The following is a 24,286-nucleotide window of genomic DNA, read 5'->3' as shown; positions in this document are numbered from 1 at the left end:
CGTCATCCGCCCAGCGCGGCCAGGTCGACCTCGGCGTGGGCGATCAGCACCGCGGGCCCCGCGAGCTCCACGCGTCCGCCGTCCAACAGCCGCACCCGCACCGTGCCGCCCGGCACGTCGACCAGCCACACGTCCGGGGCCCCTGCGCCGGCCCACGTGCGCACCGCCAGCGCGGCCGCGCAGGCGCCAGTGCCGCAGGATCGGGTCTCCCCCACCCCGCGCTCATGGACGCGCATCCGCACGCGCCCGACGATCGTGCCGTCCGGCGCCGTGCTCTCGCCGAGCGGGACGACGAGCTCCACGTTGGTGCCGTGCGGCGGCTGCGGGGCCACCGCGGGCGCACGGGTCAGGTCCACCGCCTCCAGCTCGCCCTCCCCCGCGAGCGCCAGCACGGTGTGCGGGTTGCCGACGTCGACGCTCAACGCGGGACGAGCCACCTCGAGGCCGGAGACGACGACCTCGGCATCGAAGCCCGCCGCCTGGGCGGCAGCGCCGCCCGGAAGCGTCCACGTGCCCATGTCGACGGCGTACCAGACGCCGCCGGGCGCGCCGGGGGCGGCCTCGCGGCGCACATGGCGCACCCCGGCGCGGGTCCCGATCACCAAGTCGCCCTCGGCCGGGTCCCACAACTGCAGGCTCACCAGGTAGGCGGCGAAGACGCGCACCCCGTTGCCGCACATCTCCGCGATCGACCCGTCGCCGTTGCGGTAGTCCATGAACCACTGCGCGCGCGGGTCCTGCGCGAGGCTGGGGGCGCCGTCGGGCAGCGCCGCGCTCGCGACGAGGCGGATCACGCCGTCGCCACCGACACCGGCCCGACGGTCCGCGAGCGCACGCACGAGCGAGTCGGTGAGCTCCAGGGCGCCGTCGCGGTCGTCGAGGAGCACGAAGTCGTTCTGCGTGCCGTGCCCCTTGGTGACCGCGAGCGTCGCAGGGGCGGCGCCGGTCGAGGCGAGGTCGGTGGCCGGGCTGGTCATGAGCCCAGACTACGACGCGGCGCCGGGTCCGCCGTGGGCGGCTGCAGCCGGCCCGCGTCTGCGGCCGCGACCAGCCCCAGGGCGCGCTCCACGAGGTCCGGGTCCTGCGCGTCGAGCCAATGCACGCGGGGGTCGCGGCCGAACCACCCCATCTGCTTGCGGGCCAGGCGCCGGGTGCCCGCCGCGATGGCCCCGCGCGCCCCCGCCTCGTCGAGCTCGCCGGCCAGCAGCGCGAGCGTCTCGGCATAGCCGACGGCGCGGGCGGCTGTCCGGCCGAAGCCGTGCGCCGCGAGGGCCTCGACCTCGTCCACGAGGCCCGCCTCCCACATGCGGTCCACGCGCGCCTCGACCCGGGCGTCCAGCACCGCGCGGTCGCAGTCCAGCCCGATCTGCACGGCCGGCACCTCGTACACATGCTGCGGGAGGCTCGCCGAGTAGGGCCGGCCCGTGAGCTCGATCACCTCGAGCGCGCGGACCACGCGACGGGCGTTGCGGGGCCCGATGCCCTCGGCCGCGCGCGGGTCCAGCTGTGCGAGCTCGGCATGCAGCGCGCGCGACCCCTCCGCCTCGACCCGCTCCTCGAGCCGCGCCCGCACCAGCGGGTCGGTGCCCGGGAAGTCCATATGGTCGAACAGCGCGCGCACGTACAGCCCCGACCCGCCCACGGCGACAGCCCTGCGGCCCCGCGCGGTGATGGCGCGCAGGTCCCCGCGGGCCTCGCGCTGGTAGTCCGCCACCGAGGCGTCGTCGAGCGGGTCGAGGACGTCGATCTGATGGTGGGGGATGCCCCGGCGCTCGGCCGGCGTGAGCTTGGCCGTCCCGATGTCCATCCCCCGGTAGAGCTGCATCGAGTCCGTGTTGACGATCTCGCCGTCGAGCCGCTCCGCGAGCGCCAGCCCGAGGTCCGACTTGCCTGTCGCGGTGGGCCCGACGATCGCGACGACGATCCCGGCGCCGGTCATCGGGCGGCCTGCGCGGTGAGCCATGTGGCGACGACGTACTGGGCGCCGAGTGGCGCGTCGGCGATGAGCACCTCGGCGGTGACACCCGCGTCGGGCGCGCCGGGCGGCACGGGCGCGGCGTCGGCGGCGCCGAGGAGCACCTGCATCGGCCCCCAGAGGCTGATCGCCAGCCGCTGGGCCATCTCCGCGGACGAGCCGGCGAGCAGGGCGCGGGCCTGTGGTCCGGCGTCGGCGATCGCCTCCAGCAGTTCCGCGTCGACAGTCACCGCCTGCGGGTCCTCGGCGAGTGGCGCGTCGTGTCCGTGCCTTGCGCTGAGCGACCCCGCGACGACAAGGGCGATCTTGGCGCTGGGCTCCGTGGACCGGGCCAGTGCGGCCCCCTGGGCGCGCAGGCGCACGGGATCAGCCGTTCCGCCGCCCACCTCGACCGTCGCCGTCGGGCCGCGCCAGCCCGCCGCCGCGAGGAGCAGCAGCGCGACACTGGCGCCGGGGCCGGCCGCCACCGACTCCGGGCCGCTCTGGGCAGGACGCCAGCCGAGCGCGTCGTCGGGGATCCCCGCGGCGGCCAGGCTCGGCCGCGCGTCCTCGCCGAGCACCCGGTCGACGGGCCCCGGGGCGACTACCACCACCATGTCGGGGGCCTGGTCGAGCACCCGGGCGAGGGCCGTCAGCGCAGCCTCCCGCACCTTCCCCAGGACGTCGGCACGGCCGGCGGCGCCGGGGACGAGCAGTGCGGTCTCCGGGACCAGCGCGGCGGCAGCGAACATGCTCCGACGTTAGCCGCTCCGGGCGCCCGCCCAGGACGCCCGCCCCGGTCGATCCGGGCGCCTACGCGGTCGGGGCCGCGGCCTGCCCGGCGAGCTGTGCGCGGGCGTCGGCCACTGCCTGCGGGTAGAGCGAGTCGAGGTGCGCGAAGAACTGCAGCGCGGTGCTGATGCCGCAGGCCATGTGCAGCTCCAGCTGGCTGTCGCTGACCCCGTGCTCGTAGTCGACGGTGTGCTCGGAGTAGACCCCGATACGGTCGCCCTCGGCGCGCACGTAGACCTTGGGCCACAGCTTGTCGAGGTTCCAGGCGTTGACCTCGGCCGTGAGCGCGTCGATCTCGCTCGGCGCGACCTCACGGGCCCAGCGGCCCCGCACCTGCAGGTACTCGGAGTCGCGGCCAAGCAGGAAGAAGTAGAACGCGTGGTCGTCCCACCGGCCGCCGATGTCCCCGTCGTCGTCGACGCCGTAGGTGAAGCCCTTCGCCTCGAGCCGCTCGATGATGCGCTGGTGGCTCAACGGTTCGAGCCCGGATGCCGCGGCATCCACGTCCGGCCTGCTGAAGAAACCCATGACAAACGACCTCGTGTCTCGTAAATCGCGCGGGGGCGCGCTGCCGACCGAGGGTAGCCCGAACCGGCGGCGGCGGTCATGCCGTACGTCCCGCGCGCGTCGGTGGGCGCGGGCTGGCGGAACCCCTTCCCAGCACGGGTAGGGTTTCGGCATGGGTTTCTTCCGGGACCGTCGGCTCAGCCGGTGGCTCGGGCTACCGCCGGAGAGCGGCCGGCGCGAGCCCGATGGTGGCGCCGACGAGATAGCCGAGCACGCCGCACTGCACGACCAGGTGACCGACCTCCTCGCACGCGAGCTCGGCGCGCAAGTGATCGACACCCCCACACCTGTGACGACCGAGCGCATCGCCCAGTGGTTCGTCCGCAACGACTTCAGCTACTTCGTCGACAGCGACGGCGACCTTGGCGGCCTGTGGCGCGGACGGCTCTTCTACTTCTTCCTGTTCGGCGAGGAGTCGGAGATCTTGCAGGTGCGCGGCCAGTGGAACCGCGAGGTGGCGATCGAGCGCCTCGAGGAGGTGCTGGACGCCTGCAACGAGTGGAACGCCGACCGCATCTGGCCCAAGGCCTACGTGCGGGTGCGGGACAACGGCATGGTCCACGTCATCACCGAGGTCGCCACCGACCTCGAGCACGGGGTCACCGACGACCAGCTCAACCAGCTGCTGTTCTGCGGCCTGAGCACCGGCAGCATGTTCTTCGACGCGATCGACGAGCTGTACCCGGACCCCGCGGGGGTGGCGCCGTGAGCGCACGCCCGCTGAGCGCGTGGATCTCGCGGGTGCTGGGGACGCGCTCCCCCGCCAAGCGCCACACCTCCCGCTCCGACGTGGAGGTCCCCACCCCGCTGACCCGGGCGCGCGTGGGCGACTACCTGCGCGGGCGCGGCTACCAGTTCCTGGTGGACGACGACGGCGACCTGACCGGCACCTGGGACGGCAACCGGTTCTGGTTCCTGCTGCTCGGCGAGCACGAGGAGATCCTCCAGGTGCGGGGCCGCTGGCAGCGCCAGCTCCCCCTCGAACGCCGCAAGGCCGTCGCGCTGGCGATCAACGACTGGAACCGCGAGCGGATCTGGCCGAAGGTCTACGTCCGCGAGGAGGACGGCCTGCTCGCGCTGTACAGCGAGGTCTCCGCCGACCTGGAGCAGGGCGCCACCGACCTGCAGGTCGCCCAGCTCGTGGCGTGCGGGCTCGGCACCGGGGTGCAGATGTTCTCGGCGCTGGACGCGCTGATCCCGCTCGACGACGCGCCGCCGCCGGGGGCGCCGAACGACTGACCTGCGGGCTCGACGAGCTGCGCCTCCTCAGGGAGGCGTACGGAGTCGGCGCGCTGTCAGGCCCTCGTCGGGGCGCCCAGTGTCGGCAGGCCCAGTGTCGGCAGGCCCAGCGTCACCGGACCCGTGGGCCCAGTGCCCCCTGTGCCGCATCCGCCGGCGCCCGAGCCGCCATGCTCCGGCTCCTGGCCGGATGCGCGCGCGGCCCAGGCGTCCCCGGCGCGCGTGCGCCGGACGGCGAAGCGGGGCTCGGCGTCCAGCGCGGAGTCGGCAACGAGGTGGTACGGCGCGGCCCGGGTCACGGTCACCGTCACGAGGTCGCCCGGACGGGGCGCGTCGTCGGCGGACAGGCCCGGCGGCAACGCGAGGTGCACGAGGCGGTTGTCGGCCGCCCGCCCGGTCACGCGGTGCGTCGCCCCGTCCTTGCGGCCCTCCGCCTCGGCGACCAGCACCTCGACGGTGCGGCCCACCTGCGCCTGGCTCTCCTCCAGCGCGATGCGGTCCTGCAGGTCGACCAGGCGCTCGTACCGCTCCTGCACGACCTCCTTGGAGAGCTGGTCGGGCAGGTCGGCGGCCGGGGTCCCGGGGCGCTGGGAGTACTGGAACGTGAAGGCCGACGCGAAGCGCGCCGCCTCGACGACGCGCAGCGTCTCGGCGAAGTCCTCCTCGGTCTCGCCGGGGAAGCCCACGATGATGTCGGTGGTGATCGCCGCGTCGGGCATCGCGGCCCGCACCCGGTCCAGGATGCCCAGGAACTTCTCCGAGCGGTACGAGCGGCGCATGGCGCGCAGCACCCGGTCGGAGCCGGACTGCAGCGGCATGTGCAGCTGCGGCATCACCGTGGGGGTCTCGGTCATCGCCGCGATCACGTCGTCGGTGAACGCGGCCGGGTGCGGGGACGTGAAGCGCAGCCGTTCCAGGCCCTCGATCGCGCCGGCGGCCCGCAGCAGCTTCGCGAACGCGCCCCGGTCGCCGAACTCGACGCCGTAGGAGTTCACGTTCTGGCCGAGCAGCGTGACCTCGACGGCGCCCTGCGCCACGAGCGCCTCGACCTCGGCGAGGATCTCCCCCGGCCGACGGTCGCGCTCCTTGCCGCGCAGGTGCGGCACGATGCAGAACGTGCACGTGTTGTTGCAGCCGACGCTGATCGACACCCAGCCCGCGTACACCGACTCGCGCCGGGTGGGCAGTGTCGAGGGGAAGACTTGCAGCGACTCGGCGATCTCCACCTCGGCGCGCTGGTTGTGCCGGGCGCGCTCCAACAGCACCGGCAGGGCGTCGAGGTTGTGCGTGCCGAAGACCACGTCCACCCAGGGCGCGCGCTCGACGATTCCCGCGCGGTCCTTCTGGGCCAGGCAGCCGCCCACGGCGATCTGCATGCCCGGCCGCGACCGCTTGGCGCCGGCGAGCCGGCCCAGATTGCCGTAGAGCTTGTCGGACGCGTTCTCGCGCACCGCGCAGGTGTTGATGACGATGATGTCGGCGGCCTCGGCGGCGGCGTCCTGCGGGGACGCCGCGACGTAGCCGGCCTGCTCGAGCATGCCGGCCATGTGCTCGGAGTCGTGGACGTTCATCTGGCAGCCGAGCGTCTTGACGAGATACGTGCGGCGCACGTCGGCGTCGGGGGCGCCGGTGCGAGAAGGCGTGGTCGTGGACATCCCCTCCAGGGTAAGGCCGCGCACACGGGGCAACCGCGCCACCTGCGGCGTCGCAATGAGGGTCAGATGTCCAGAACGTTGCCGGGACGTGACCTACAGCGGTAGCACTCGCAACATATGACCCCTAAGTTCGACGAATGGCAGAGCAAACCCCAGTCGATGCCTTACCGGACAGCTCGGACGTCCCCGCTGACGCGTCGCGCCCCATCGGCGACCCGCTGGTGGTGCTCACCGGCGTCGACAAGCACTTCGGCGACTTGCACGTGTTGCAGGGCATCGACCTGACCGTCAGCCGCGGCGAGGTGGTGGTCGTCATCGGGCCGTCGGGCAGCGGGAAGTCCACGCTGTGCCGCACCATCAATCGGCTCGAGACGATCGACTCCGGCACGATCACCATCGACGGGGCGCCGTTGCCCGCCGAGGGACGCGAGCTCGCGAGGCTGCGCGCCGACGTGGGGATGGTGTTCCAGTCCTTCAACCTGTTCGCGCACAAGACGGTGCTGGAGAACGTCACCCTGGGCCCGATCAAGGCCAAGGGCACGAAGCCCGCGCAGGCCCGCGAGCAGGCGATGGCGCTGCTCGAGCGGGTCGGCGTGGCGGACCAGGCCGACAAGCTGCCCGCGCAGCTCTCCGGCGGACAGCAGCAGCGCGTCGCGATCGCCCGAGCGCTGGCGATGAACCCGAAGGTCATGCTCTTCGACGAGCCGACGTCGGCCCTCGACCCGGAGATGATCAACGAGGTCCTCGACGTCATGGTCGCGCTCGCCCGCGAGGGCATGACGATGATCGTCGTCACCCACGAGATGGGCTTCGCCCGCAAGGCGGCGCACCGCGTGGTGTTCATGGACGGCGGACAGATCGTCGAGGAGGCGACGCCCGAGACGTTCTTCACCGCGCCCCGGTCCGACCGGGCCCGCGACTTCCTATCGAAGATCCTCACGCACTAGATCCCGGGCCCTGCCCGCACCTGACCTCACGACCCCGTGGTGCCACGCAACGAGAGGAACGAATGATGCGCAGACGACCCCTGGGGGTGGCGGCGATCGCCGCGACCGCCCTCCTGCTCACCGCCTGTGGCGGAAGCGACGACGACTCAGGCGACTCGGCCACCGCGACCGACGGCGGAGGCGGGACAGTCCGGATCGGCATCAAGTACGACCAGCCCGGACTCGGCTTCAAGGACGGCAACGAGTACTCCGGCTTCGACGTCGACGTCGCCCGCAACGTCGCGGAGGCGCTTGGTTACTCGGAGGACCAGATCACCTGGGTGGAGGCGCCCTCGGCCCAGCGCGAGAACCTGCTGTCCACCGGCCAGGTCGACATGATCTTCGCGACCTACTCGATCACCGACGCCCGCAAGGAGACTGTCGCGTTCGCCGGGCCGTACTTCGTCGCCGGGCAGGACCTGCTCGTGGCACAGGACGACGACTCGATCAGCGGGCCCGAGGACCTCGAGGGCAAGAACCTCTGCTCCGTGACGGGCTCCACGTCGGCGCAGCGCATCAAGGACACCTACGCCACCGGCGTGAACCTGCTCGAGCAGCCCGGGTACGCCGAGTGCGTCACGGCGCTCACCGCCGGCGCGGTCGACGCGGTCACCACCGACGACATCATCCTCGCCGGCCTGGCCGCCCAGCCCAGCAACGTCGGCAAGGTGAAGGTGGTCGGCAACCCGTTCTCCGAGGAGAACTACGGCGTGGGCCTCCCCCAGGACAACAGCACCTGCCAGCAGATCAACGACGCCATCACCGCGATGATCGAGGACGGCACCTGGCAGGAGCTCCTCGACAAGAACGTCGGCGAGTCCGGTTACCAGGCCAACCAGGAGCTCAACCCGCCGGAGGTCCAGGCCTGCGCCTGACCCTCGCACGAGCCCGTGACGGGGACGGTCGCACCGGCCGGCCCCGTCACGGGCGCAGCACGCTCCCGCACTGAGTCCGCCTACCCCCACCCCCCGAGGAGGTGAGACCGCTGGACGGCGACTACCTGAGCCAGTTCCTCTCCCTGTTCTCCCAGTACGACGTCCCCGCCGCGTTCTGGGTCAACATCAAGCTCACCTTCTTCGCGGCGATCATCGCCCTGGTGATCGGCACGGTGCTGGCCGTGATGCGGATCTCGCCCCTGCCGAGCCTGCGCTGGGCCGGCACCACCTACGTCAACGTCTTCCGCAACACGCCCCTGACGATCATCATCGTGTTCTGCGTGCTCGGGCTCTGGAGCCAGCTCGGCGTCGTGCTCTCCAGCGACTTCAACGAGAACTTCTTCCGGCTGGCGGTGCTCGGCCTGGCCGTCTACCACGCCGCCTTCGTGTGCGAGGCGCTCCGCTCCGGGGTCAACACCGTGCCGATCGGGCAGGCGGAGGCCGCGCGCGCCATCGGGCTCGGGTTCCTGCCGACAGCGCGGCTGATCATCCTGCCGCAGGCGTTCCGGGGCGCCGTCGCCCCGCTCGGCAACACGCTCATCGCCCTCGCGAAGAACTCCACCGTCGCCGCCGCAGGCTCCGTCGCCGAGGCCGCCGGGCTCATGAAGACGATGATCGAGTTCCGGTCCGACGTCATCTTCGCGATCTTCTTCACCTTCGCCCTGGGGTTCGTCGTCATCGTCATCCCGATCGGCCTGGCCACCACATCCCTCTCCCGGCGACTGGCGGTAACCCGATGAGCACCCAAAGCGTCCTGTTCGACGCCCCCGGCCCTCGCACCCGCCGCCGCATGATGTGGCTGAACATCGCGTCCGGGCTCGTCGTGGCCGGCATCGCCGCGCTCGTCCTCGCGAAGCTCGGCGCCAAGGGGCAGCTCGCGCCCTCCCTGTGGACGCCGTTCCTGACGGCCAGCGCGTGGCAGAACTTCCTGCTCCCGGGCCTCGTCAACACACTGAAGGCCGCCGGTCTCGCCATCATCGGGTCCGCGGTGTTCGGCCTGCTGTTCGGCCTCGGGCGCCTCGCGCAGTCCCGTGTCATCCGGAGCATCAGCGGGATCGTCGTCGAGTTCTTCCGCGCCGTCCCGGTGCTGCTCATGATGATCTTCATCTGGCTCGGCCTCAGCCAAGTCAACCTGGTCGAACCCAGCGAGTACCCCCTCGTCGCCGTCGTCGCCGCGCTGATCCTCTACAACGGCTCCGTGTTCGCCGAGCTCGTCCGCTCCGGCGTCTTCGGACTCCCCCGCGGCCAACGCGAAGCCGCCCTCGCCGTCGGGCTCACCCGCTCGCAATCACTGCGCTCCGTCGAGGTCCCCCAGGCCCTCATCGCGATGCTCCCCGCGCTGGTCAGCCAACTCGTCGTCATCCTCAAAGACACAGCGCTCGGCTACATCATCACCTACCGAGAACTCCTCCAAGAGGCCCGCGCGCTCGGCAGCGCCAACGGCAACATCCTCCAGGCGCTGGCCGTCGCCGCCCTGATCTTCATCGTCATCAACTACGCGCTGACGAAACTCGCGCCGTGGATCGGGCAGCGGCTCGGACGGCGGACCAGCGGGCGGGCGAAGGCCGAGGCGCCGAGCATGATCGCGGCGACGAAGGGGACACAGCTTCCGTAAGGCAGAGCGACACGTCGTCTCTCATGTGTGTGGAGAACAATCCCGACGCCCACGCTGTCACGCCCGCCCACGACCCCGAGCACGGCACCGCGTCGGGCCATCCTCACGGCACGCAGTTCGAATTGAACATGGACATCACAGTCGCGCCCTCCGGCAGCCTCAATAACCTGTCACGCTGTGCCTGAGCTGCAGGCGCGCCTGACCGTCGCATCGGTGATGACCCCATTCGCGACCTTGAGGTCGCTGATCGAGCCCGACCACATCGCCGCTCCACCGTCTTGCCCCCTCCCGAGCTGCAGGGGCCCAGCGGCGTCCCACCCGGCACTCAATGCCACGTCGGCCGAGCGGTACGGCACCATGTCGTTCTCGTCCTCACCGATCGTGCACACCCAGAGCCGGAGGGCGCCTGCGGTCGAGTCGTGCACTCCGGCGAGCAGTGCCCACTTGCCGGGCTCCACCACGGTCTGCGAGACGACTGTGGACACTGCCGAGTCCGGGGAGTCTGACTCGGGCATCGCGAACGCCCAGCACACCGCGTCACCGCTTGCGCAGGGACGTGTGCCGAGTTCGAACCCACTCCTCGTGGCGCCGTCCTGGCTGACTGCGGTCATGACGCCTGAGGTGTTCGCCTTCACGACGGCGGAGACGGAGAAGCTGGCCTTGGTGGACGTCACGGCCCCCGTCGTTCGCGCTGTGTCCTCGGGTGAGGCGAACACGAGCGCAAGGTCATTGCTATCGACGTCGAAATCAGCCAGTGGACCGTTCCCGCGCGCGATCGAAGCGCTCACCGTCAGGGGGTACACGTCGCCCGCGGGGCCACTGCTCGCAGCGGTCTCACCCGCAACCTCGTTCAGCTTCCAGGCGATCGTGGCCGGGAATCCGACGCTGAATCTGTGCACCTGCACGTCGCTCGTCCATCCCGCCCGGTCAACGGCCTGGTACTCGAGGGTCTGCGGTCCCGGAGAGGTGGGGGTGAAGGTGATCGTGGGCGATTCTGGTGTCGCCACGTGGCTCAGAGCAAAACTGTTGAACGAGTAGCGATAGTGCGTGACGTCGGATGAGCCGCCATTCATGAAGGTGAAAGAGCCGGTCTGGCCCACACCCCCAGCCGTTGTGTCTGCTGCGTACACGGGCTGCGACGTCCCGGTCACGGGAATGACTGTGGGCGCGGCAGGCGACACCAGGTCGACGTCGATCTCACAGGTGACCGCCGGCCCCGTCCGGCCCGAGGAGTCGACTCCCTTGACCTCGATGCGATACGAGCCTCCATCGCTGAGGCCACCGAGAGTCACGTGGTGCGAGGCGCCAGAGCCCTGGCCCAGGGTCGTCGCGTGCCAGAGGACTGGACTGGCGGTGTCGACGCCGTAGACGGTGACTTCGGCTGCGACGTTGCCACCATCGGGATCACTCACGGCGGCGTTGACTGCCGGGGTGGCGCTGCGCACGGCGGGGCGGTCGGGGCCGCTGGCGCACGGCGCGTACGGGTTGCTGAACTGCACGTTCGTGGGGGCGAGTGGGGCACGGTTGATCACGGGCGGCCGCGGGTGGTGCCGGTGCCGGGCCCAGTGGGGCTTCGAGTGCGCGCGTGGGTTGGGTTGATGGGCGACGGTCGCGCGTGCGGACGCCTCTGAACCTGGGCCTGTCGGCTGCCCCGTCGCCCCCGGCGAGGCCCAGGCGGTGGGGGCGACCGCGGCCCACCCCAAGGCCAGGATCGCGGTGAGGGCTACTCGCCTGAGCTTGTCCGATCCGAGGTGAACCATCGAATGCTCCCGACCGTACGGGTGAACGACTCGCGTGCCATTCACCATCGAGCGGAGAGCCTCGTCACCCCCCGCGGCGCCTGAGCAAGGCCTGAGGCGTTGCTGTGTGGAACCTGGGAGCAAAGTAGGTGTGCGCCCGGAATGCCACATCCGCCGTTAGGGTGAACGGTGACTCAGTCACTGTGAAGCGTGACCACCGGGGCCGGCTCCTCGTCAGCGCCCGAACCCGCCCTCGGAGTCGAGGGTCTGCCCACACACCCACTGCCCGTCATCGGAGAGCAGCCACGTGACGAGCCGCGCCGCGTCCTCCGGAGTCCCCCATCGGCCCTGCGGCATTCGCTCCCGCACCCAGCGCTTCTGGGCGTCGTCCGCCCAGCCGGTGTCGGTGGGCCCCGGGTTGACGCAGTTGACGGTGATGCCGCGTGGCGCCAGGTGGACTGCCAGGCTCGCCGTCATCTGCTGGACGGCGCCCTTGGAGATGACATACGGGAGTTCGCCGGGCATCCCGCCGTGATGCTGCCCTGAGGTGAACAGCACTGCCCGCCCGCCGGGCCTGCCGTCGTGCTGCGCGGCGAACTCCTTGACGAGCAGCGCTGTCGCGCGGGCGTTGACGGCGAAGCACAGGTCGAGCTCGGCTGCGTCGATCGTCTCGAGCGTCCCGCCGCCGTCGCGCGCGTGGTTGGCCACCACGCCATCCACGTGGCCGTGCTCGCGCACCGCCTGCGCCATCACCTGGGAGGGCGCTGACGGATCGGCGAGGTCCGCCGAGACGCGCCTGACTCTCGCACCAAGGCGTTCGCACTCGGCGGCGACGGCAGCGGCGCCGTCGGGGTCCGCGAGCCCCGGGCGTTCCACGTCGTGTGGCGCCCAGGAGTGGAGCACCAGGTCCGCGCCGGCCGCTGCGAGCTGACGGGCGATGGCAGCGCCGATCCCCTGGCGACGTGACACACCCGTCACCAGGAACACGCGACCTCGGAAGTCGTAAGTCACGGCGCCGCGCGTAGGCGTCGGCGAGTCAGGCGTCAGGGGCTCATCCACAGGAGGATCGTGACCGGCCAGCGCCCCAGAGCGCCATCTGTTTGTCAGCGCATCACTCAACCAGCGGTGGCGCTGGCCCTGATCTCGCGGACGACTGTCACCTTGATCTCGCCGGGGTAAGCCAGATCGGCCTCGATGTGCTTGGCGATGGCGACGGCGAGCTGGGGCAGTGCGTAGTCGTCGACCTCGGAGGGCTCGACCACGACGCGCACCTCGCGGCCCGCGGACATGGCGAGCGCGCGCCGGACGCCGGCGTGCGCGGTGACGAGCTGCTCGAGCTTGTCCATGCGCTCGACGTACTGGTCGAGCTCCTCCCGGCGCGCCCCCGGGCGCGCGGCGGAGGCGGCGTCCGCTGCCTGCACGAGCACGCCCTCGACGGTCTCCACGGGGACGTCGTCATGGTGGGCGGCGATGGCGTTGACCACAGCGGGAGACTCGCCGTGCCGGCGGGCGAGCTCGGCTCCGAGCGCGGCGTGGGCGCCGGACTGCTCGGCGGTGAGCGCCTTGCCGATGTCGTGCAGGAACGCGGCGCGCCGCGCGGTGGCGATGTCGGCGCCCACCTCCGCGGCGATGGCGCCGGCGATGAGCGCGCTCTCGACGAGGTGCTCGAGCACGTTCTGCCCGTAGGACGTCCGCAGCCGCAGCCGCCCCATGGTGCTCACGAGCTCGGTGGGCAGCCCGCTCACTCCCGCGCGCTCGGCGGCGTCGTGGCCTGCGGCGAGGGTCCGCTCGTCGGCGGACGCGACGGCCTCGGCGTAGGCGGCCTCGATGCGCTGCGGGTGGATGCGGCCGTCGGCCATGAGGGACTCGAGAGCCACCTGCGCGATCTCCCGGCGCTCGGGGTCGAAGCAGGACAGGACGACGGAGTCGGGGGTGTCGTCGATCAGCACGTTGACGCCGGTGAGCGCCTCGAAGGTGCGGATGTTGCGCCCTTCCTTGCCGATGATGCGGCCCTTCATCTCCTCGGAGGGGAGCCTCAGCACGGTGATCGACGACTGGGCACTGGTGGCCACGGCGGCCCGTTGCACGGCTGTGGCGACAATGCGCTTCGCCTTGGCCTCGGCGGTGCGCCGGGCATGCGCCTCGGCGCGCCGGACCTGCGCTGCGGCCTCGTTGGTGGCGGCATCCACGGTCCGGCGCACAAGCTCGGCGCGCGCCTCGTCGGTGGTGAGCCCGGCGGAGGCCTCGAGCAGCTCTCGCGCCTGCTGCTCCGCGGCCGACGTCTGCTGCGCGGCCCGCTCCTGCAGGGCCGCGACCTCAGCCGCCCGCGCCTGCAGCTCGCGCTCGACCTCCTTGAGCGCGCGCCGCTCGGCGGCGAGCTCGTCCTCGCGCTCGCTCAGACGCGCGGTGCGACGCTCGGCGTCGGCGAGGAGGGCACGTGCCTCGTTCTTGATCTCGGCGACGTCGAGCGTGGCCTGCTCACGCTGTGCTGCCGCCTCACGGCGCGCGATCAGCACGAGCATGAGCGCGACGAGGCACACGATCAGCAGCGCGACGACGATCCCGATCTCACCGAACGGCACGGGCACCTCCAGGACTGTGTGGCCGGGTCTCGGCATCCACGGTGGTTGTCGACCAGTCAGCAGCCATTGTCCCCCACGGGACGACGCTGCTGGTCAGTCGCCCACTCCTCGATATGCGCCCGGCGTCGTGCGAGCGTGCCGGTCAGTCGGCGGGCAGGTCGTCGTCCTCGACGTCGGCGCCCTCCGTGGCGAGCTCCTCCCGGACGAGCCTGCTGACGAGGCCGGGCGGGTATCCCTTGCGCCCCAGGGCGGCGAAGGTCCGGCGAGCGCGCACTTGGGGGTCGAGTCCTCGCGTCGACGCGAGGCGCCGTCGCACAAGCGACCGGGCCGCCTGGGCTTCTTGCTCGTCGTCCACCTCGTCGAGGGCTGATGCCGCGACCTCGTCGTCGATGCCACGGCGGCGGAGCTCGACGCCGATCGCGCGCCGCGACAGGCCCCGTTCGGCATGGCGCGTCCGCACGAGCATGCGCGCGTACTCCTCGTCGTCGATGAGCCCGACCTCGGTGAACCTGTCGAGCACCGCGTCGGCGACCTCGGCGGGCACGTCCCTGGCGGCCATCGCCCCGGCGAGCTGCGCCCTGCTGCGCGCCGAGTGTGTGAGCAGTCGCAGCGCGATCGCCCGCGCGACCTGCTCGTGGTCGGGCTCGGCGTCCTCAGAGGCGGGCCCCGGGGCGGGGGGCTCCTGGCCCCCCGCCCCACGGTGTCGTCGCCCCGCCATGTCCGACCTCAGAAGCCGGGCTTGCCACCGGGCTCGGCGGGCGCGTCGACGACCGCCCCGATGCCCAGCTTCTCCTTGATCTTCTTCTCGATCTCCTGGGCCAGGTCGGGGTTGTCGCGCAGGAACGCCCGCGAGTTCTCCTTGCCCTGGCCGAGCTGGTCGCCCTCATAGGTGAACCAGGAGCCGGACTTGCGCACGATGCCGTGCTCGACGCCCATGTCGATCAGGCTGCCCTCACGGGAGATGCCGACGCCGTACATGATGTCGAACTCGGCCTGCTTGAACGGCGGCGCCATCTTGTTCTTGACGACCTTGACGCGCGTGCGGTTGCCGACGGCGTCGGTGCCCTCCTTGAGGGTCTCGATGCGCCGGATGTCGAGGCGCACCGAGGCGTAGAACTTCAACGCCTTGCCACCCGTGGTGGTCTCGGGAGACCCGAAGAACACGCCGATCTTCTCGCGGAGCTGGTTGATGAAGATCGCCGTGGTGCCGGAGGCGTTGAGGGCGCCGGTGATCTTGCGCAGCGCCTGGGACATGAGCCGGGCCTGGAGGCCGACGTGGCTGTCCCCCATCTCGCCCTCGATCTCGGCCTTGGGCACGAGCGCGGCGACGGAGTCGATGACCACGATGTCGATCGCGCCGGAGCGGATCAGCATGTCCATGATCTCGAGCGCCTGCTCGCCGGTGTCGGGCTGGGAGACCAGCAGGGCGTCGGTGTCGACGCCGAGCTTCTTGGCGTACTCCGGGTCCAGCGCGTGCTCGGCGTCGATGAACGCCGCGATGCCGCCGGCGCGCTGGGCGTTCGCCACGGCGTGCAGCGCCACTGTCGTCTTGCCGGAGGACTCGGGGCCGTAGATCTCGACCACGCGGCCGCGCGGGAGGCCGCCGATGCCGAGCGCGATGTCGAGGGCGATCGACCCCGTGGGGATCACCTCGACGGGGGCGCGGCCGTCATCGCCAAGGCGCATGATCGAGCCCTTGCCGAACTGCCGGTCGATCTGTCCGAGCGCGGCCTCGAGAGCCTTCGCGCGGTCCTGGGGAGCTGCCATCTTCGTCACACCTTGTTGTCTCAGGCAGCGTCGCGCTGCTCGTCATAGGGGCTGGTCTGTCGACTGCGAGAGACGCTATGCCCGACCACCGACATGCGACTGAGCACTGTCCACAGGCTGTGGGATGGGCGACCGCCCGCCGTGCCTGAGGACGCTCTTGACCTCACCACGTCAGCGTAGCCGAACATCTGTTCGAGACAAGTCGCCGCGCGCGGGCGTGTCGACCCCGTCTCAGACGTGCGGCGCGACGTCCACGGACCCTCCCGGGTCCAGCACCAGCGCCGTGCAGCCGGGCGCCCATCGCTCAAGCGCCACGGCGAAGGCCCGGCCCGCGCGCTCCATCCATCCCGGGGGCAGCCCTCGCGCGGCTGGCGCGTGCAGCGTCCCCCAGTGGATCGGCACGGCGTAGGACGCGCCGACGATCGCGCACGCCCGCGCGGCCTCCACCGGGCCGAGGTGGCCGCCGGACAGCCGCGGCCCCCACCCGCCCACCGGGACGAGCGCGACGTCGATCGGCCGGCCCGCCTCCTCGGCCAGGTCGGCCATCTCCGGGAACGGGCCAGTGTCGCCCGCGAACCACACCGTGGCGGAGGGGCCCGAGACCAGGAACCCCGTCGCCGCGTTCGGCCGGTGCGGCATCGGGCGCTCGCCGTGCACCGCCCGCGTGGTCCGGACCCGGACACCGGTGCCCGGCGCCTCCCACCACCGCCCAGGGGGCAGTCCGCGAGCGCCCGGGACTCCCCGGCGCCGCAACCAGGCGGCATTCGCCGGCGCGGAGAGCACCGGCGCGTCACGCACCAGCCGCAACGACCCGAGCTCGGCGTGGTCGTGGTGCAGGTGGGAGACCAGCACCGCGTCCGGGTCCTCCCAGCGCGTCGCCAGCGGCGCGGCGCCCCGCCGGCGCAGCAGGCCCGCATGGCGCCGCAGCAACGGGTCGGTCAGCACCCGGGCGCCGTCAAGGTCGAGCACGGTGGAGGCGTGCCCGAGCCACGTGATCCGCAGGCCGGTCTCCGGCCTCATGGCCGCAGCCCCAGCCGCTCGGCCCAGCGCACCAACTGGACGTGCACGTTCTCGGAGCCGACGATCATCGGCTCGCCGCCGACGTCCTCGACGAGGTCCTCGTCGACCTCGAGCTCGGCCGGGTGCACCAGCACCGCGGTGTTCTGCTCGCCGCCCAGCCCGCCGTGCGACCCCACTAGCCCTTCGAAGGCGTGCACGTGCCCCGTGGGCTCCACCTGGGAGACGAGGAGCAGGTCCCCGGTGTGCGCGAGCCGTCCGGCGCGGGCCAGGTCGGCGCGCGCCCGCGGGCCCATGGGAGCGAGCGGGTCCTCGCCCTCAGGGGCGTGGTCCTGCTCGAGCAGCACCAGGCCGCGGGGGCCGACGGCGACCAGGCCGCGCGTCGCGGTGTCCACGACCACGGCGCCGATGCCCGGGCTCGCCGCGAGCCCGGCGGCCAGGCCCGGCCAGCGCGCCTGCACCTCTTCGAGCACGAGCCGGCGGGGGGACCCCGGGAACCACACCAGGCCGAGGTTGCCCGAGGCCGCGACGGCGACGTCGGCCCGTCCGCCATGGCCGCCGGCGTCCGGCCCCAGGACCACCGGGTGGCCGCTCCCCGACCGCCCGAACATCGACGTCAGGAGCGTGTTCACCGGACCCCACGCCTCACCGGTGGCGGCCTGGACGGCCGTCGCGTCGGGCTCGTCCATCAGCGCCCGGACCGTGTCGAGCAGGCTACGGCCGGTGACCTGCTCGAACGTGGCGCCCAGCGACTGGCCGTGGTCGGAGAGCACCACCACGCGATAGTCGCGGCGTGCCACGGGCAGCACGCGCTCGAGCACGCCGATCACCCGGTCGAGGCCCTCCAGCGCGCGCAGCGCCTCGGGACGGGTCGGGCCGGCGTGGTGGGCGATCTCGTCGTAGTCGACCAGGTCGACGAACACCGTGGGCGTGCCGCGCATCAGGTGCTGGGCGACGAGCGAGGTGTTGAGATCGCGGAGCAGCACGTTCGACACTCCGCGCAGCACCACGTACCAGCCCGCGCGCGACACCCGGGGCTCGACCCCGCGCACCTTCTGCCGCCGCGCCTGGTACAGCTCCTTGACCATCTCGCCGACGCTGAGGACCACGGCGCGGGCAGCGACGAACGGGCTCGCGAAGAAGAGCAGGTACGAGGCGCCGGGCCCGAGACCTGCGCCTCTCCCGTCGGGGCCAGCAGTGCGGGCACGGCTCATCACGAGCTCGGTGGACGCGGCATCGCCCGAGAACATCGTGGAGATCGCCGCGCCGCCGCCGGCGAGGAGCCCTTTGCCGGTGGCCAGGCGCTCCTCCACGAGCCCGGCGTCGACAGGGCTGTTGGTCACGACCATCCGGCCCAGCCCGCGGTCCCACCAGCGGAAGGCCGGCACCTGGCTGGAGTCGCCGTGCAGCAGCCCGGCCTGGCTCGCGGGCGTGGTCGAGGGCACACGGGCCCACCACTGCCGCGACTGGTGGCTTCCCGTGTCGATCCAGCGGGCGAGCGTCGGGGCCAGCCCGCCCTCGATCGCCTGCTGCAGCACCGTGGCCCCCACACCGTCCAGCTGCACGACGAGCAGCCCGGGCTCCCGCTCGTCGGCGGGGCCAGGCTCGGCGCCACGCCGACGGGCCTGCGCGCGGGCGCGGCGCAGCACGTCGGCGATCACGTACTCGCTGTCGTTGACTCCCCAGAGCCACCGGCCGACGGCCATCACCAGCGCGGTGAGGAGCAGCACCGGCGCCACCGACCAGCCGGACGCCAGCTCGACGCCTGGCGCCAGCCGCAGCGCGAGCCACAGCACCGCGACCTGGGCCGCGAGCCCGGCGACGAGCGCCCCCATGGCGCCGGCGAGGCGGGCGAACAGCCGCAGGGGCGCGCGCAGGAGCAGGTCGCCCACGGCCACCGCGGCGGCCACCAGCAGCACGGCGAACGGGTTGTCAGCACTGACCCCGTCCACCAAGGCGATGGCGATGCCCAGCCCAGCAGCGGTGGTGACCAGGCCGAGGGCGGCATCCCCCGCGTCCGCGAGCGTCGGCGCCCACCTGCGGGCGGTGCTCGTCGTCCGGGCGGGGACCCTCGGCCGATCAGTCATCGGCGACGCGGTGGGGCTTGGCGCGCGCTCCCCCAACGCTGCGGCTCGGGCACGTCGAGCACGTCGCACATCGCGTGCCACACGTCGCGCGGCTCCACACCGTCGTCGAGCGCCTGCACCGGCGTCAGGTTGCCCAGCTCGGGGATGACGAGGTCACGGGTGAGCGCACGGCCATGGGCAGAGCCCAGCACCTCGTCGACCAGCTGCCAGAACTCGCGTAAGCGCACGACTCCAGGGTGCCATCCCCAGGAGGCCGTGCGCGCCGCGGGTGTCGGCGCGTGTCGGTGGCGCGGGCGACAATGGCCGCGTGGACGACCATCCCGAGGTGCTCGCGCGCTTCTCCGCGCCCACCCGCGGCTGGTTCACCGGCGCCTTCGCCGAGCCGACGCCCGCGCAGGCGGGCGCCTGGCAGGCGATCTCGTCGGGCGACCACTCGCTGGTCGTCGCGCCAACCGGCTCCGGCAAGACGCTGGCGGCGTTCCTGTGGTCCCTCGACCACCTGCTGACGTCCAGCCCGGCGGACCTCCCGGCGAGCGAGCGCTGCCGCGTGCTGTACGTCTCGCCCCTCAAGGCGCTGGCGACGGACGTCGAGCGGAACCTGCGCTCCCCGCTGGTCGGCATCCGGCAGACGGCGACGCGGCTCGGCATGGAGCTGCCCGAGGTCACCGTTGGGGTCCGCACGGGCGACACGCCCCCGTCGGAGCGGCGCGCGTTCGCCACGCGCCCCCCGGACATCCTCATCACCACGCCCGAGTCGTTGTTCCTGGTGCTCACCTCGGCGGCGCGCGCGGGACTCGCGGGGGTGCGCACCGTGATCCTCGACGAGATCCACGCCGTGGCGGGGACCAAGCGCGGCACGCACCTCGCGGTGTCCCTCGAACGGCTCGACGCGCTGCTGGACCGTCCTGGCGGGCCCGGCCCGGCGCAGCGCGTCGGGCTGTCCGCGACAGTGCGCCCGGTGGACGCGGTGGCCGGCTTCCTGGGCGGCTCGCGGCCGCAGGCCGAGGGCGGGCGGCGCGTGGTCGTGGTGCAGCCGCCGTCGACGAAGCAGATCGAGGTGGACGTCGTCGTGCCGGTGCCGGACCTCGGCGACCTGGGCTCGGCCGCCCGCACCGCGCTGTCCGACGATGGCGCTCCCCTGCCCCCGCTGCCGCCCGGCGAGGCGGACCTGACCGGCTCGGCCGCCGGGTCCGCGCCGCGCCCGTCGATCTGGCCGCATGTCGAGGAACGCGTCGTCGACCTCGTCGCCGACCACCGCTCCACGCTGGTGTTCACCAACTCCCGGCGCGGGGCGGAGCGCCTCACGGCCCGCATGAACGAGGTGTGGGCCGAGCGTCAGGGAGAGGACGTCGCCGATCCCGGGGAGCTGCGGCCCGCCGAGGCTCCCGGGCAGTCGGGCACCGCCGTGGGCGTCGACACCCGCGACGCGTCGACCATCCTGGCGCGGGCGCACCACGGCTCGATGAGCCGGGCCGAGCGCACCCGCACCGAGTCCGAGCTCAAGGCCGGGCGGCTGCCGGCGGTGGTCGCCACCAGCTCGCTCGAGCTGGGCATCGACATGGGCGCCGTGGACCTCGTCGTGCAGGTGGGCTCACCGCCCTCCGTCGCGAGCGGCCTGCAGCGCGTCGGTCGCGCAGGGCACCAGGTCGGGGCCATCTCGCACGGCGTCGTCTTCCCGACGTTTCGGGGCGAGCTGGTGCCCGCGGCCGTCACCGCCGCGCGGATGCGCACTGGCGAGCTCGAGGCGCTGTCGGTGCCGTCCAACCCGCTGGACGTGCTCGCGCAGCAGATCGTCGCGATGGTCGCCGTCGACGACTGGACGGTGGCCGATCTCGCGGCTGTCGTGCGCCGCTCCGCCCCGTTCGCCGGGCTGGGCGACGCGACGCTGCACGCCGTGCTCGACATGCTCGCCGGGCGGTACCCGAGCGAGGAGTTCGCCGAGCTGCGCCCACGGATCGTGTGGGACCGGGCCAGCGACCTGCTCACCGCGCGCCCGGGCGCACTGCGGCTCGCCGTGACCAGCGGCGGCACGATCCCCGACCGCGGGCTGTACGGCGTGTTCCTGGCCAGCGGCGCCACCACCAGCGACGTGCCGGCCGACGCGGAGCGGACCGCGGGCCGGATGCGCGGCGGGCGGCGGGTGGGCGAGCTCGACGAGGAGATGGTCTACGAGTCGCGCGTCGGCGACACGTTCACCCTCGGGTCGAGCACATGGCGCATCGAGGACATCACCCAGGACCGCGTGCTGGTCACCCCCGCCCCCGGGGTGCCGGGGCGCCTGCCGTTCTGGAAGGGGGACTCCATCGGGCGGCCCGCCGAGCTGGGCCGGGCGATGGGGGCATGGGTCCGCGAGCTGCTGTCCCTGCCCGACGACGCCGCGCGGGCGCACGTCGAGGCGGCAGGGCTCGACCCGTGGGCCACGGACAACCTGCTCGCCTACGTGCGCGAGCAGCGCGAGGCGACGGGCGAGGCTCCCACCGACACGACGCTGGTGGTCGAGCGGTTCCGCGACGAGCTGGGCGACTGGCGCATCGTGCTGCACTCGCCGTACGGCGCCCGGGTGCACGCCCCGTGGGCGTTGGTGGTCGGCGCGCGCCTGCGCGAGCGGTTCGGCGTCGACGTCGCCGCGCTGCACTCCGACGACGGCATCGTGCTGCGGCTCCCCGACATGATGACCTCGGACATCCCGGTCACGGACGGCCTGGGCGCCCGATGGCCCGACGACGGCGCCGGCCCGGGCATCGAGCTGGCCGACCTGCTCATCGACCCCGACGACGTGGCGCAGGCCGTGCGCGCCGAGCTGGGCGGCTCCGCGATGTTCGGCGCGCGGTTCCGCGAGGCGGCCGCGCGGGCGCTGCTGCTCCCCCGGCGGCGGCCCGACCGACGGCAGCCGCTGTGGCAGCAGCGGCAGCGCGCCGCGCAGCTGCTGAGCGTCGCCGCGCAGTACCCCGACTTCCCGATCCTGCTCGAGGCCGTCCGGGAGTGCTTGCAGGACGACTTCGACGTCGAGGCGCTGACCGACCTGATGCGGGACGTCGCCGCGCGGCGGCTGCGCGTCGTCGAGGTCACCACGCCCTCGCCGTCGCCCTATGCGCAGTCACTCCTGTTCGGGTACACGGCGCAGTTCCTGTACGACGGCGACGCGCCCCTCGCCGAGCGACGCGCCGCCGCGCTGACCCTGGACCCGACGCTGCTGGCCGAGCTGCTGGGCGGCGGCGGGGAGTCGCAGCTCGCGGACCTGCTCGACCCCGCGGCGGTCCAGCGCACCGAGGCCGAGTTGGCGGGCCTCGCCCCGGACCGGCAGGCGCGGTCCTTGGAGGACCTGGCCGACATGGTGCGGAGGCAGGGGCCCCTGACCGCCGCGGAGCTCGAGGACCGCACGCGCGAGGACGTCCGCGGCGAGGTGGGCCGGTGGCTGGCCGAGCTGGAGGCCGCCCGGCGCGTCATCCGGGTGCGGCTGGGCGGGGTGCCCGCCGAGCGCACCGAGCAGTGGGCCGCGATCGAGGACGCCGGGCGCCTGCGCGACGCGCTCGGGGTGGCCCTGCCCGTGGGCGTGCCCGAGGCGTTCACCGAGGTGCGGCCCGATCCGCTGGGCGACCTGGTGCGCCGCCACGCGCGCACCCACGGCCCCTTCCCCGCCACCCAGGTGGCACACCGGTTCGGCCTCGGCGTCGCGGTCGTCACGGAGGTGCTGCGCCGCCTGGAGCGGTCCGGCGCGCTGGTGCAAGGCCGCTTGCGGCCCGATGTGCTCGGGGGCGCCGGGGACGAGTTCTGCGACGCCGACGTGCTGCGGACCCTGCGCCGCCGGTCGCTCGCCGCACTGCGCTCCGAGGTGGAGCCGGTGGACCCGCAGACCTTGGGCGTCTTCCTGCCGCGCTGGCAGGGCATCGAGCCGGCGCCGGTGGGCTCCGCCGGCTCGCGGGCCGGAGGGCTGCGGGGCGTGGACGGGCTCGCGCGCGTCGTCGAGCAGCTCGCGGGCGCCACGGTGCCCGCGTCGGCGTTGGAGACCCACGTGCTGCCCGCCCGGATCGGCGACTACCAGCCCGCGATGCTCGACGAGCTCACCGCAGCCGGCGAGGTGCTGTGGGCCGGCCACGGCGAGCTCGGCTCGGCCGATGGCCTGGTGAGCCTGCACCCGGCGGCCGTGGCGGACCTCACCCTGCCCGCGCCCACCGAGATCGCCCCCGGCGGCCACCTCGACACCCCCGTGCACCGCGCCGTCCTGGCGGCGCTGTCGGGCGGCGGCGCGTTCTTCCTGGGCGGACTCCTCGCGCAGGTCGCCGAGGCCGCGGGAGAGCGCCCCGACCCGCCGACGCAGAGCGAGGTCCTCACGGCGCTCTGGGACCTGGTGTGGGCCGGGCACGTCACCAACGACCGCTACGCCCCGCTGCGGGCGCGCCTGGGAGCCGGGTCGACGGCCCACCGGGTGCGACGGTCGCCCGCCCGGCCACGGTCGCTGGCGCCCGGCGCGCGCCTCGGGCTGCGGCATGGCCTGGGCCGCCCGACATCGGCGGCGGCGCCCGGGCAGGACACCGGCGGGCGCTGGTCGCTACTGCCACCACGTGAGACCGACCCCACCCTGCGCGCGCATGCGCTGGCGGCCCAGCTCCTCGACCGGCACGGCGTGCTCACCCGCGCGGTGGCCCCAGCCGAGGGCGTCACCGCGCAGTTCGGCGGCGTCTACCGGGTGCTGTCCGCGCTGGAGCAGGCGGGCCAGGTGCGCCGCGGGTACTTCGTGGAGCATCTGGGCGGCTCGCAGTTCGCCCTGCCGGGGGCTGTCGACCGGCTGCGGGTGGACGCGCGCGCCGTGGAGCGCTCGACCGAGCGGGCCCGGCGCGCGGCGGACGACGGGCTGGCGGGCTCACGGCCCGGGGCGCGCGCCGAGGAGCCGCCCTACGCCGTCGTGCTGGCGGCCACGGACCCCGCCAACCCGTACGGGGCGGCGCTCGCCTGGCCGCCGCCGCCAGACGCCGACGGGCCGGTGGCCACGAGCGGACGGCACCGGCCCGGCCGCAAGGCGGGCGCCGTCGTGGTGCTCGTGGACGGCGCGCTCGTGCTGTACGTCGAGCGCGGTGGCCGCACGGTCCTCACGTTCACGCACGACCCTGCGCCCTTGGAGCTCGCCGCCGGACGGCTCGCCGAGGCCGTCGGGCGGGGCCAGCTCGGGCGGCTGACGCTCGCGCGCATCGACGGCGCGGAGGTGCTCACGTCGGCCACGCTCGACGGACCGGTCGGGCGGGCGCTGGTCGCCGCGGGTTTCGCGCCGACCCCACGCGGCCTGCGGCTGCGAGGCCAGGCATGAGCGGGCGACCGCTCGCGGCGCGCGCGGGCCAGGCAGCGCGCACGGCCGA

20 protein-coding genes are annotated in these 24,286 nt (G+C 73.3%); 7 read left to right on the top strand and 13 right to left on the bottom strand.

What is annotated here, in order from left to right; translation table 11 throughout:
- Window positions 1-2 precede the first annotated feature (2 nt).
- The 4 genes from dapF to BN3788_RS01580 all read right to left on the bottom strand — a co-directional run bounded on the left by dapF (window position 3) and on the right by BN3788_RS01580 (window position 3,274).
- On the bottom strand, window positions 3-977 hold the full coding sequence (gene dapF, locus BN3788_RS01595) for a diaminopimelate epimerase (RefSeq protein ID WP_066582106.1): 975 nt from the start codon (window positions 975-977) through the stop codon (window positions 3-5).
- Window positions 974-1,963 (bottom strand): tRNA (adenosine(37)-N6)-dimethylallyltransferase MiaA, encoded by a 990-nt coding sequence (gene miaA / locus BN3788_RS01590; protein WP_234346424.1) that lies wholly within the window; start codon window positions 1,961-1,963, stop codon window positions 974-976. Before miaA ends, dapF begins: the two co-directional genes overlap by 4 nt.
- Window positions 1,936-2,706, bottom strand: coding sequence for a class III extradiol ring-cleavage dioxygenase family protein (locus BN3788_RS01585; protein WP_066582105.1), 771 nt, complete (start codon window positions 2,704-2,706; stop codon window positions 1,936-1,938). Before BN3788_RS01585 ends, miaA begins: the two co-directional genes overlap by 28 nt.
- Window positions 2,707-2,767: 61 nt before the next feature.
- The gene (locus tag BN3788_RS01580) at window positions 2,768-3,274 is read right to left on the bottom strand and encodes a type III secretion system chaperone family protein (RefSeq protein WP_066582104.1); all 507 of its coding nucleotides are present in this window, start codon (window positions 3,272-3,274) and stop codon (window positions 2,768-2,770) included.
- 151 nt (window positions 3,275-3,425) lie between these two features.
- Between BN3788_RS01580 and BN3788_RS01575 the strand changes: the two genes are divergently transcribed.
- Both BN3788_RS01575 and BN3788_RS01570 read left to right on the top strand, forming a co-directional pair.
- Complete coding sequence (locus BN3788_RS01575) at window positions 3,426-4,022, top strand: type III secretion system chaperone family protein (RefSeq protein ID WP_082812482.1); 597 nt, start codon at window positions 3,426-3,428, stop codon at window positions 4,020-4,022.
- The gene (locus BN3788_RS01570; RefSeq protein ID WP_234346423.1) at window positions 4,019-4,552 is read left to right on the top strand and encodes a type III secretion system chaperone family protein; all 534 of its coding nucleotides are present in this window, start codon (window positions 4,019-4,021) and stop codon (window positions 4,550-4,552) included. Before BN3788_RS01575 ends, BN3788_RS01570 begins: the two co-directional genes overlap by 4 nt.
- A 56-nt stretch (window positions 4,553-4,608) precedes the next feature.
- Here the strand turns inward: BN3788_RS01570 and miaB are convergent, their stop codons facing one another.
- Window positions 4,609-6,207 carry a tRNA (N6-isopentenyl adenosine(37)-C2)-methylthiotransferase MiaB gene (gene miaB, locus BN3788_RS01565; RefSeq protein WP_066582103.1) on the bottom strand — a complete coding sequence of 533 codons (1,599 nt, stop codon included), beginning with the start codon at window positions 6,205-6,207 and terminating at the stop codon, window positions 4,609-4,611.
- Window positions 6,208-6,425: 218 nt separating this feature from the next.
- On the opposite strand from miaB, the gene BN3788_RS01560 reads away from it, so the two are divergent.
- The 4 genes from BN3788_RS01560 (at window position 6,426) to BN3788_RS01545 (ending at window position 9,743) form a co-directional block, all read left to right on the top strand.
- A complete protein-coding gene (locus tag BN3788_RS01560) occupies window positions 6,426-7,154 on the top strand; it encodes an amino acid ABC transporter ATP-binding protein (protein WP_234346433.1) in 729 nt (242 codons plus the stop codon).
- A gap of 65 nt (window positions 7,155-7,219) precedes the next feature.
- Window positions 7,220-8,068, top strand: coding sequence for a glutamate ABC transporter substrate-binding protein (locus BN3788_RS01555; protein ID WP_066582212.1), 849 nt, complete (start codon window positions 7,220-7,222; stop codon window positions 8,066-8,068).
- A gap of 110 nt (window positions 8,069-8,178) precedes the next feature.
- Window positions 8,179-8,868, top strand: a complete 690-nt coding sequence (locus BN3788_RS01550) for an amino acid ABC transporter permease (RefSeq protein ID WP_066582211.1) — start codon at window positions 8,179-8,181, stop codon at window positions 8,866-8,868.
- Window positions 8,865-9,743 carry an amino acid ABC transporter permease gene (locus tag BN3788_RS01545; RefSeq protein WP_066582099.1) on the top strand — a complete coding sequence of 293 codons (879 nt, stop codon included), beginning with the start codon at window positions 8,865-8,867 and terminating at the stop codon, window positions 9,741-9,743. The genes BN3788_RS01550 and BN3788_RS01545 overlap by 4 nt, the downstream gene beginning before the upstream one ends.
- A gap of 170 nt (window positions 9,744-9,913) precedes the next feature.
- Here the strand turns inward: BN3788_RS01545 and BN3788_RS01540 are convergent, their stop codons facing one another.
- From BN3788_RS01540 to BN3788_RS01505, 8 genes are all read right to left on the bottom strand, one after another.
- The gene (locus tag BN3788_RS01540; RefSeq protein WP_066582097.1) at window positions 9,914-11,275 is read right to left on the bottom strand and encodes a LamG-like jellyroll fold domain-containing protein; all 1,362 of its coding nucleotides are present in this window, start codon (window positions 11,273-11,275) and stop codon (window positions 9,914-9,916) included.
- Between the two features lie 441 nt (window positions 11,276-11,716).
- Window positions 11,717-12,493: an SDR family oxidoreductase gene (locus tag BN3788_RS01535; protein ID WP_066582210.1), complete on the bottom strand. Its 777-nt coding sequence runs from the start codon at window positions 12,491-12,493 to the stop codon at window positions 11,717-11,719.
- Window positions 12,494-12,597: 104 nt separating this feature from the next.
- A complete protein-coding gene (rny, locus tag BN3788_RS01530) occupies window positions 12,598-14,070 on the bottom strand; it encodes a ribonuclease Y (protein ID WP_234346422.1) in 1,473 nt (490 codons plus the stop codon).
- 136 nt (window positions 14,071-14,206) lie between these two features.
- Entirely contained in the window at window positions 14,207-14,782 is a 576-nt protein-coding gene (locus BN3788_RS01525) for a regulatory protein RecX (RefSeq protein WP_066582093.1), read from the bottom strand.
- A gap of 8 nt (window positions 14,783-14,790) precedes the next feature.
- Window positions 14,791-15,831 (bottom strand): recombinase RecA, encoded by a 1,041-nt coding sequence (gene recA, locus BN3788_RS01520; protein ID WP_066582209.1) that lies wholly within the window; start codon window positions 15,829-15,831, stop codon window positions 14,791-14,793.
- Window positions 15,832-16,062: 231 nt separating this feature from the next.
- Complete coding sequence (locus tag BN3788_RS01515) at window positions 16,063-16,851, bottom strand: MBL fold metallo-hydrolase (protein ID WP_066582091.1); 789 nt, start codon at window positions 16,849-16,851, stop codon at window positions 16,063-16,065.
- Window positions 16,848-18,935: an alkaline phosphatase family protein gene (locus BN3788_RS01510; protein WP_066582089.1), complete on the bottom strand. Its 2,088-nt coding sequence runs from the start codon at window positions 18,933-18,935 to the stop codon at window positions 16,848-16,850. The genes BN3788_RS01515 and BN3788_RS01510 overlap by 4 nt, the downstream gene beginning before the upstream one ends.
- Window positions 18,932-19,162 carry a DUF3046 domain-containing protein gene (locus tag BN3788_RS01505; protein ID WP_066582088.1) on the bottom strand — a complete coding sequence of 77 codons (231 nt, stop codon included), beginning with the start codon at window positions 19,160-19,162 and terminating at the stop codon, window positions 18,932-18,934. Before BN3788_RS01505 ends, BN3788_RS01510 begins: the two co-directional genes overlap by 4 nt.
- An 80-nt stretch (window positions 19,163-19,242) precedes the next feature.
- On the opposite strand from BN3788_RS01505, the gene BN3788_RS01500 reads away from it, so the two are divergent.
- Entirely contained in the window at window positions 19,243-24,237 is a 4,995-nt protein-coding gene (locus tag BN3788_RS01500) for an ATP-dependent helicase (protein WP_066582208.1), read from the top strand.
- Window positions 24,238-24,286 lie beyond the last annotated feature (49 nt).

It is taken from the genome of Cellulomonas timonensis, from assembly GCF_900046455.1.
Taxonomy (GTDB): domain Bacteria; phylum Actinomycetota; class Actinomycetes; order Actinomycetales; family Cellulomonadaceae; genus Cellulomonas_A; species Cellulomonas_A timonensis.
This window is presented reverse-complemented; position numbering and strand designations above follow the sequence as displayed.

Excerpts from the sequence above, each read along its gene's own strand:
- BN3788_RS01585 (WP_066582105.1), bottom strand. The coding sequence starts at position 2,706 with ATGTTCGCTGCCGCCGCGCTGGTCCCGGAGACCGCACTGCTCGTCCCC.
- miaB (WP_066582103.1), bottom strand. The coding sequence starts at position 6,207 with ATGTCCACGACCACGCCTTCTCGCACCGGCGCCCCCGACGCCGACGTG.
- miaA (WP_234346424.1), bottom strand. The coding sequence starts at position 1,963 with ATGGCTCACCGCGCAGGCCGCCCGATGACCGGCGCCGGGATCGTCGTC.
- BN3788_RS01580 (WP_066582104.1), bottom strand. The coding sequence starts at position 3,274 with ATGGGTTTCTTCAGCAGGCCGGACGTGGATGCCGCGGCATCCGGGCTC.
- BN3788_RS01555 (WP_066582212.1), top strand. The coding sequence starts at position 7,220 with ATGCGCAGACGACCCCTGGGGGTGGCGGCGATCGCCGCGACCGCCCTC.
- dapF (WP_066582106.1), bottom strand. The coding sequence starts at position 977 with ATGACCAGCCCGGCCACCGACCTCGCCTCGACCGGCGCCGCCCCTGCG.
- BN3788_RS01510 (WP_066582089.1), bottom strand. The coding sequence starts at position 18,935 with ATGACTGATCGGCCGAGGGTCCCCGCCCGGACGACGAGCACCGCCCGC.
- BN3788_RS01575 (WP_082812482.1), top strand. The coding sequence starts at position 3,426 with ATGGGTTTCTTCCGGGACCGTCGGCTCAGCCGGTGGCTCGGGCTACCG.
- BN3788_RS01515 (WP_066582091.1), bottom strand. The coding sequence starts at position 16,851 with ATGAGGCCGGAGACCGGCCTGCGGATCACGTGGCTCGGGCACGCCTCC.
- BN3788_RS01525 (WP_066582093.1), bottom strand. The coding sequence starts at position 14,782 with ATGGCGGGGCGACGACACCGTGGGGCGGGGGGCCAGGAGCCCCCCGCC.
- recA (WP_066582209.1), bottom strand. The coding sequence starts at position 15,831 with ATGGCAGCTCCCCAGGACCGCGCGAAGGCTCTCGAGGCCGCGCTCGGA.
- BN3788_RS01545 (WP_066582099.1), top strand. The coding sequence starts at position 8,865 with ATGAGCACCCAAAGCGTCCTGTTCGACGCCCCCGGCCCTCGCACCCGC.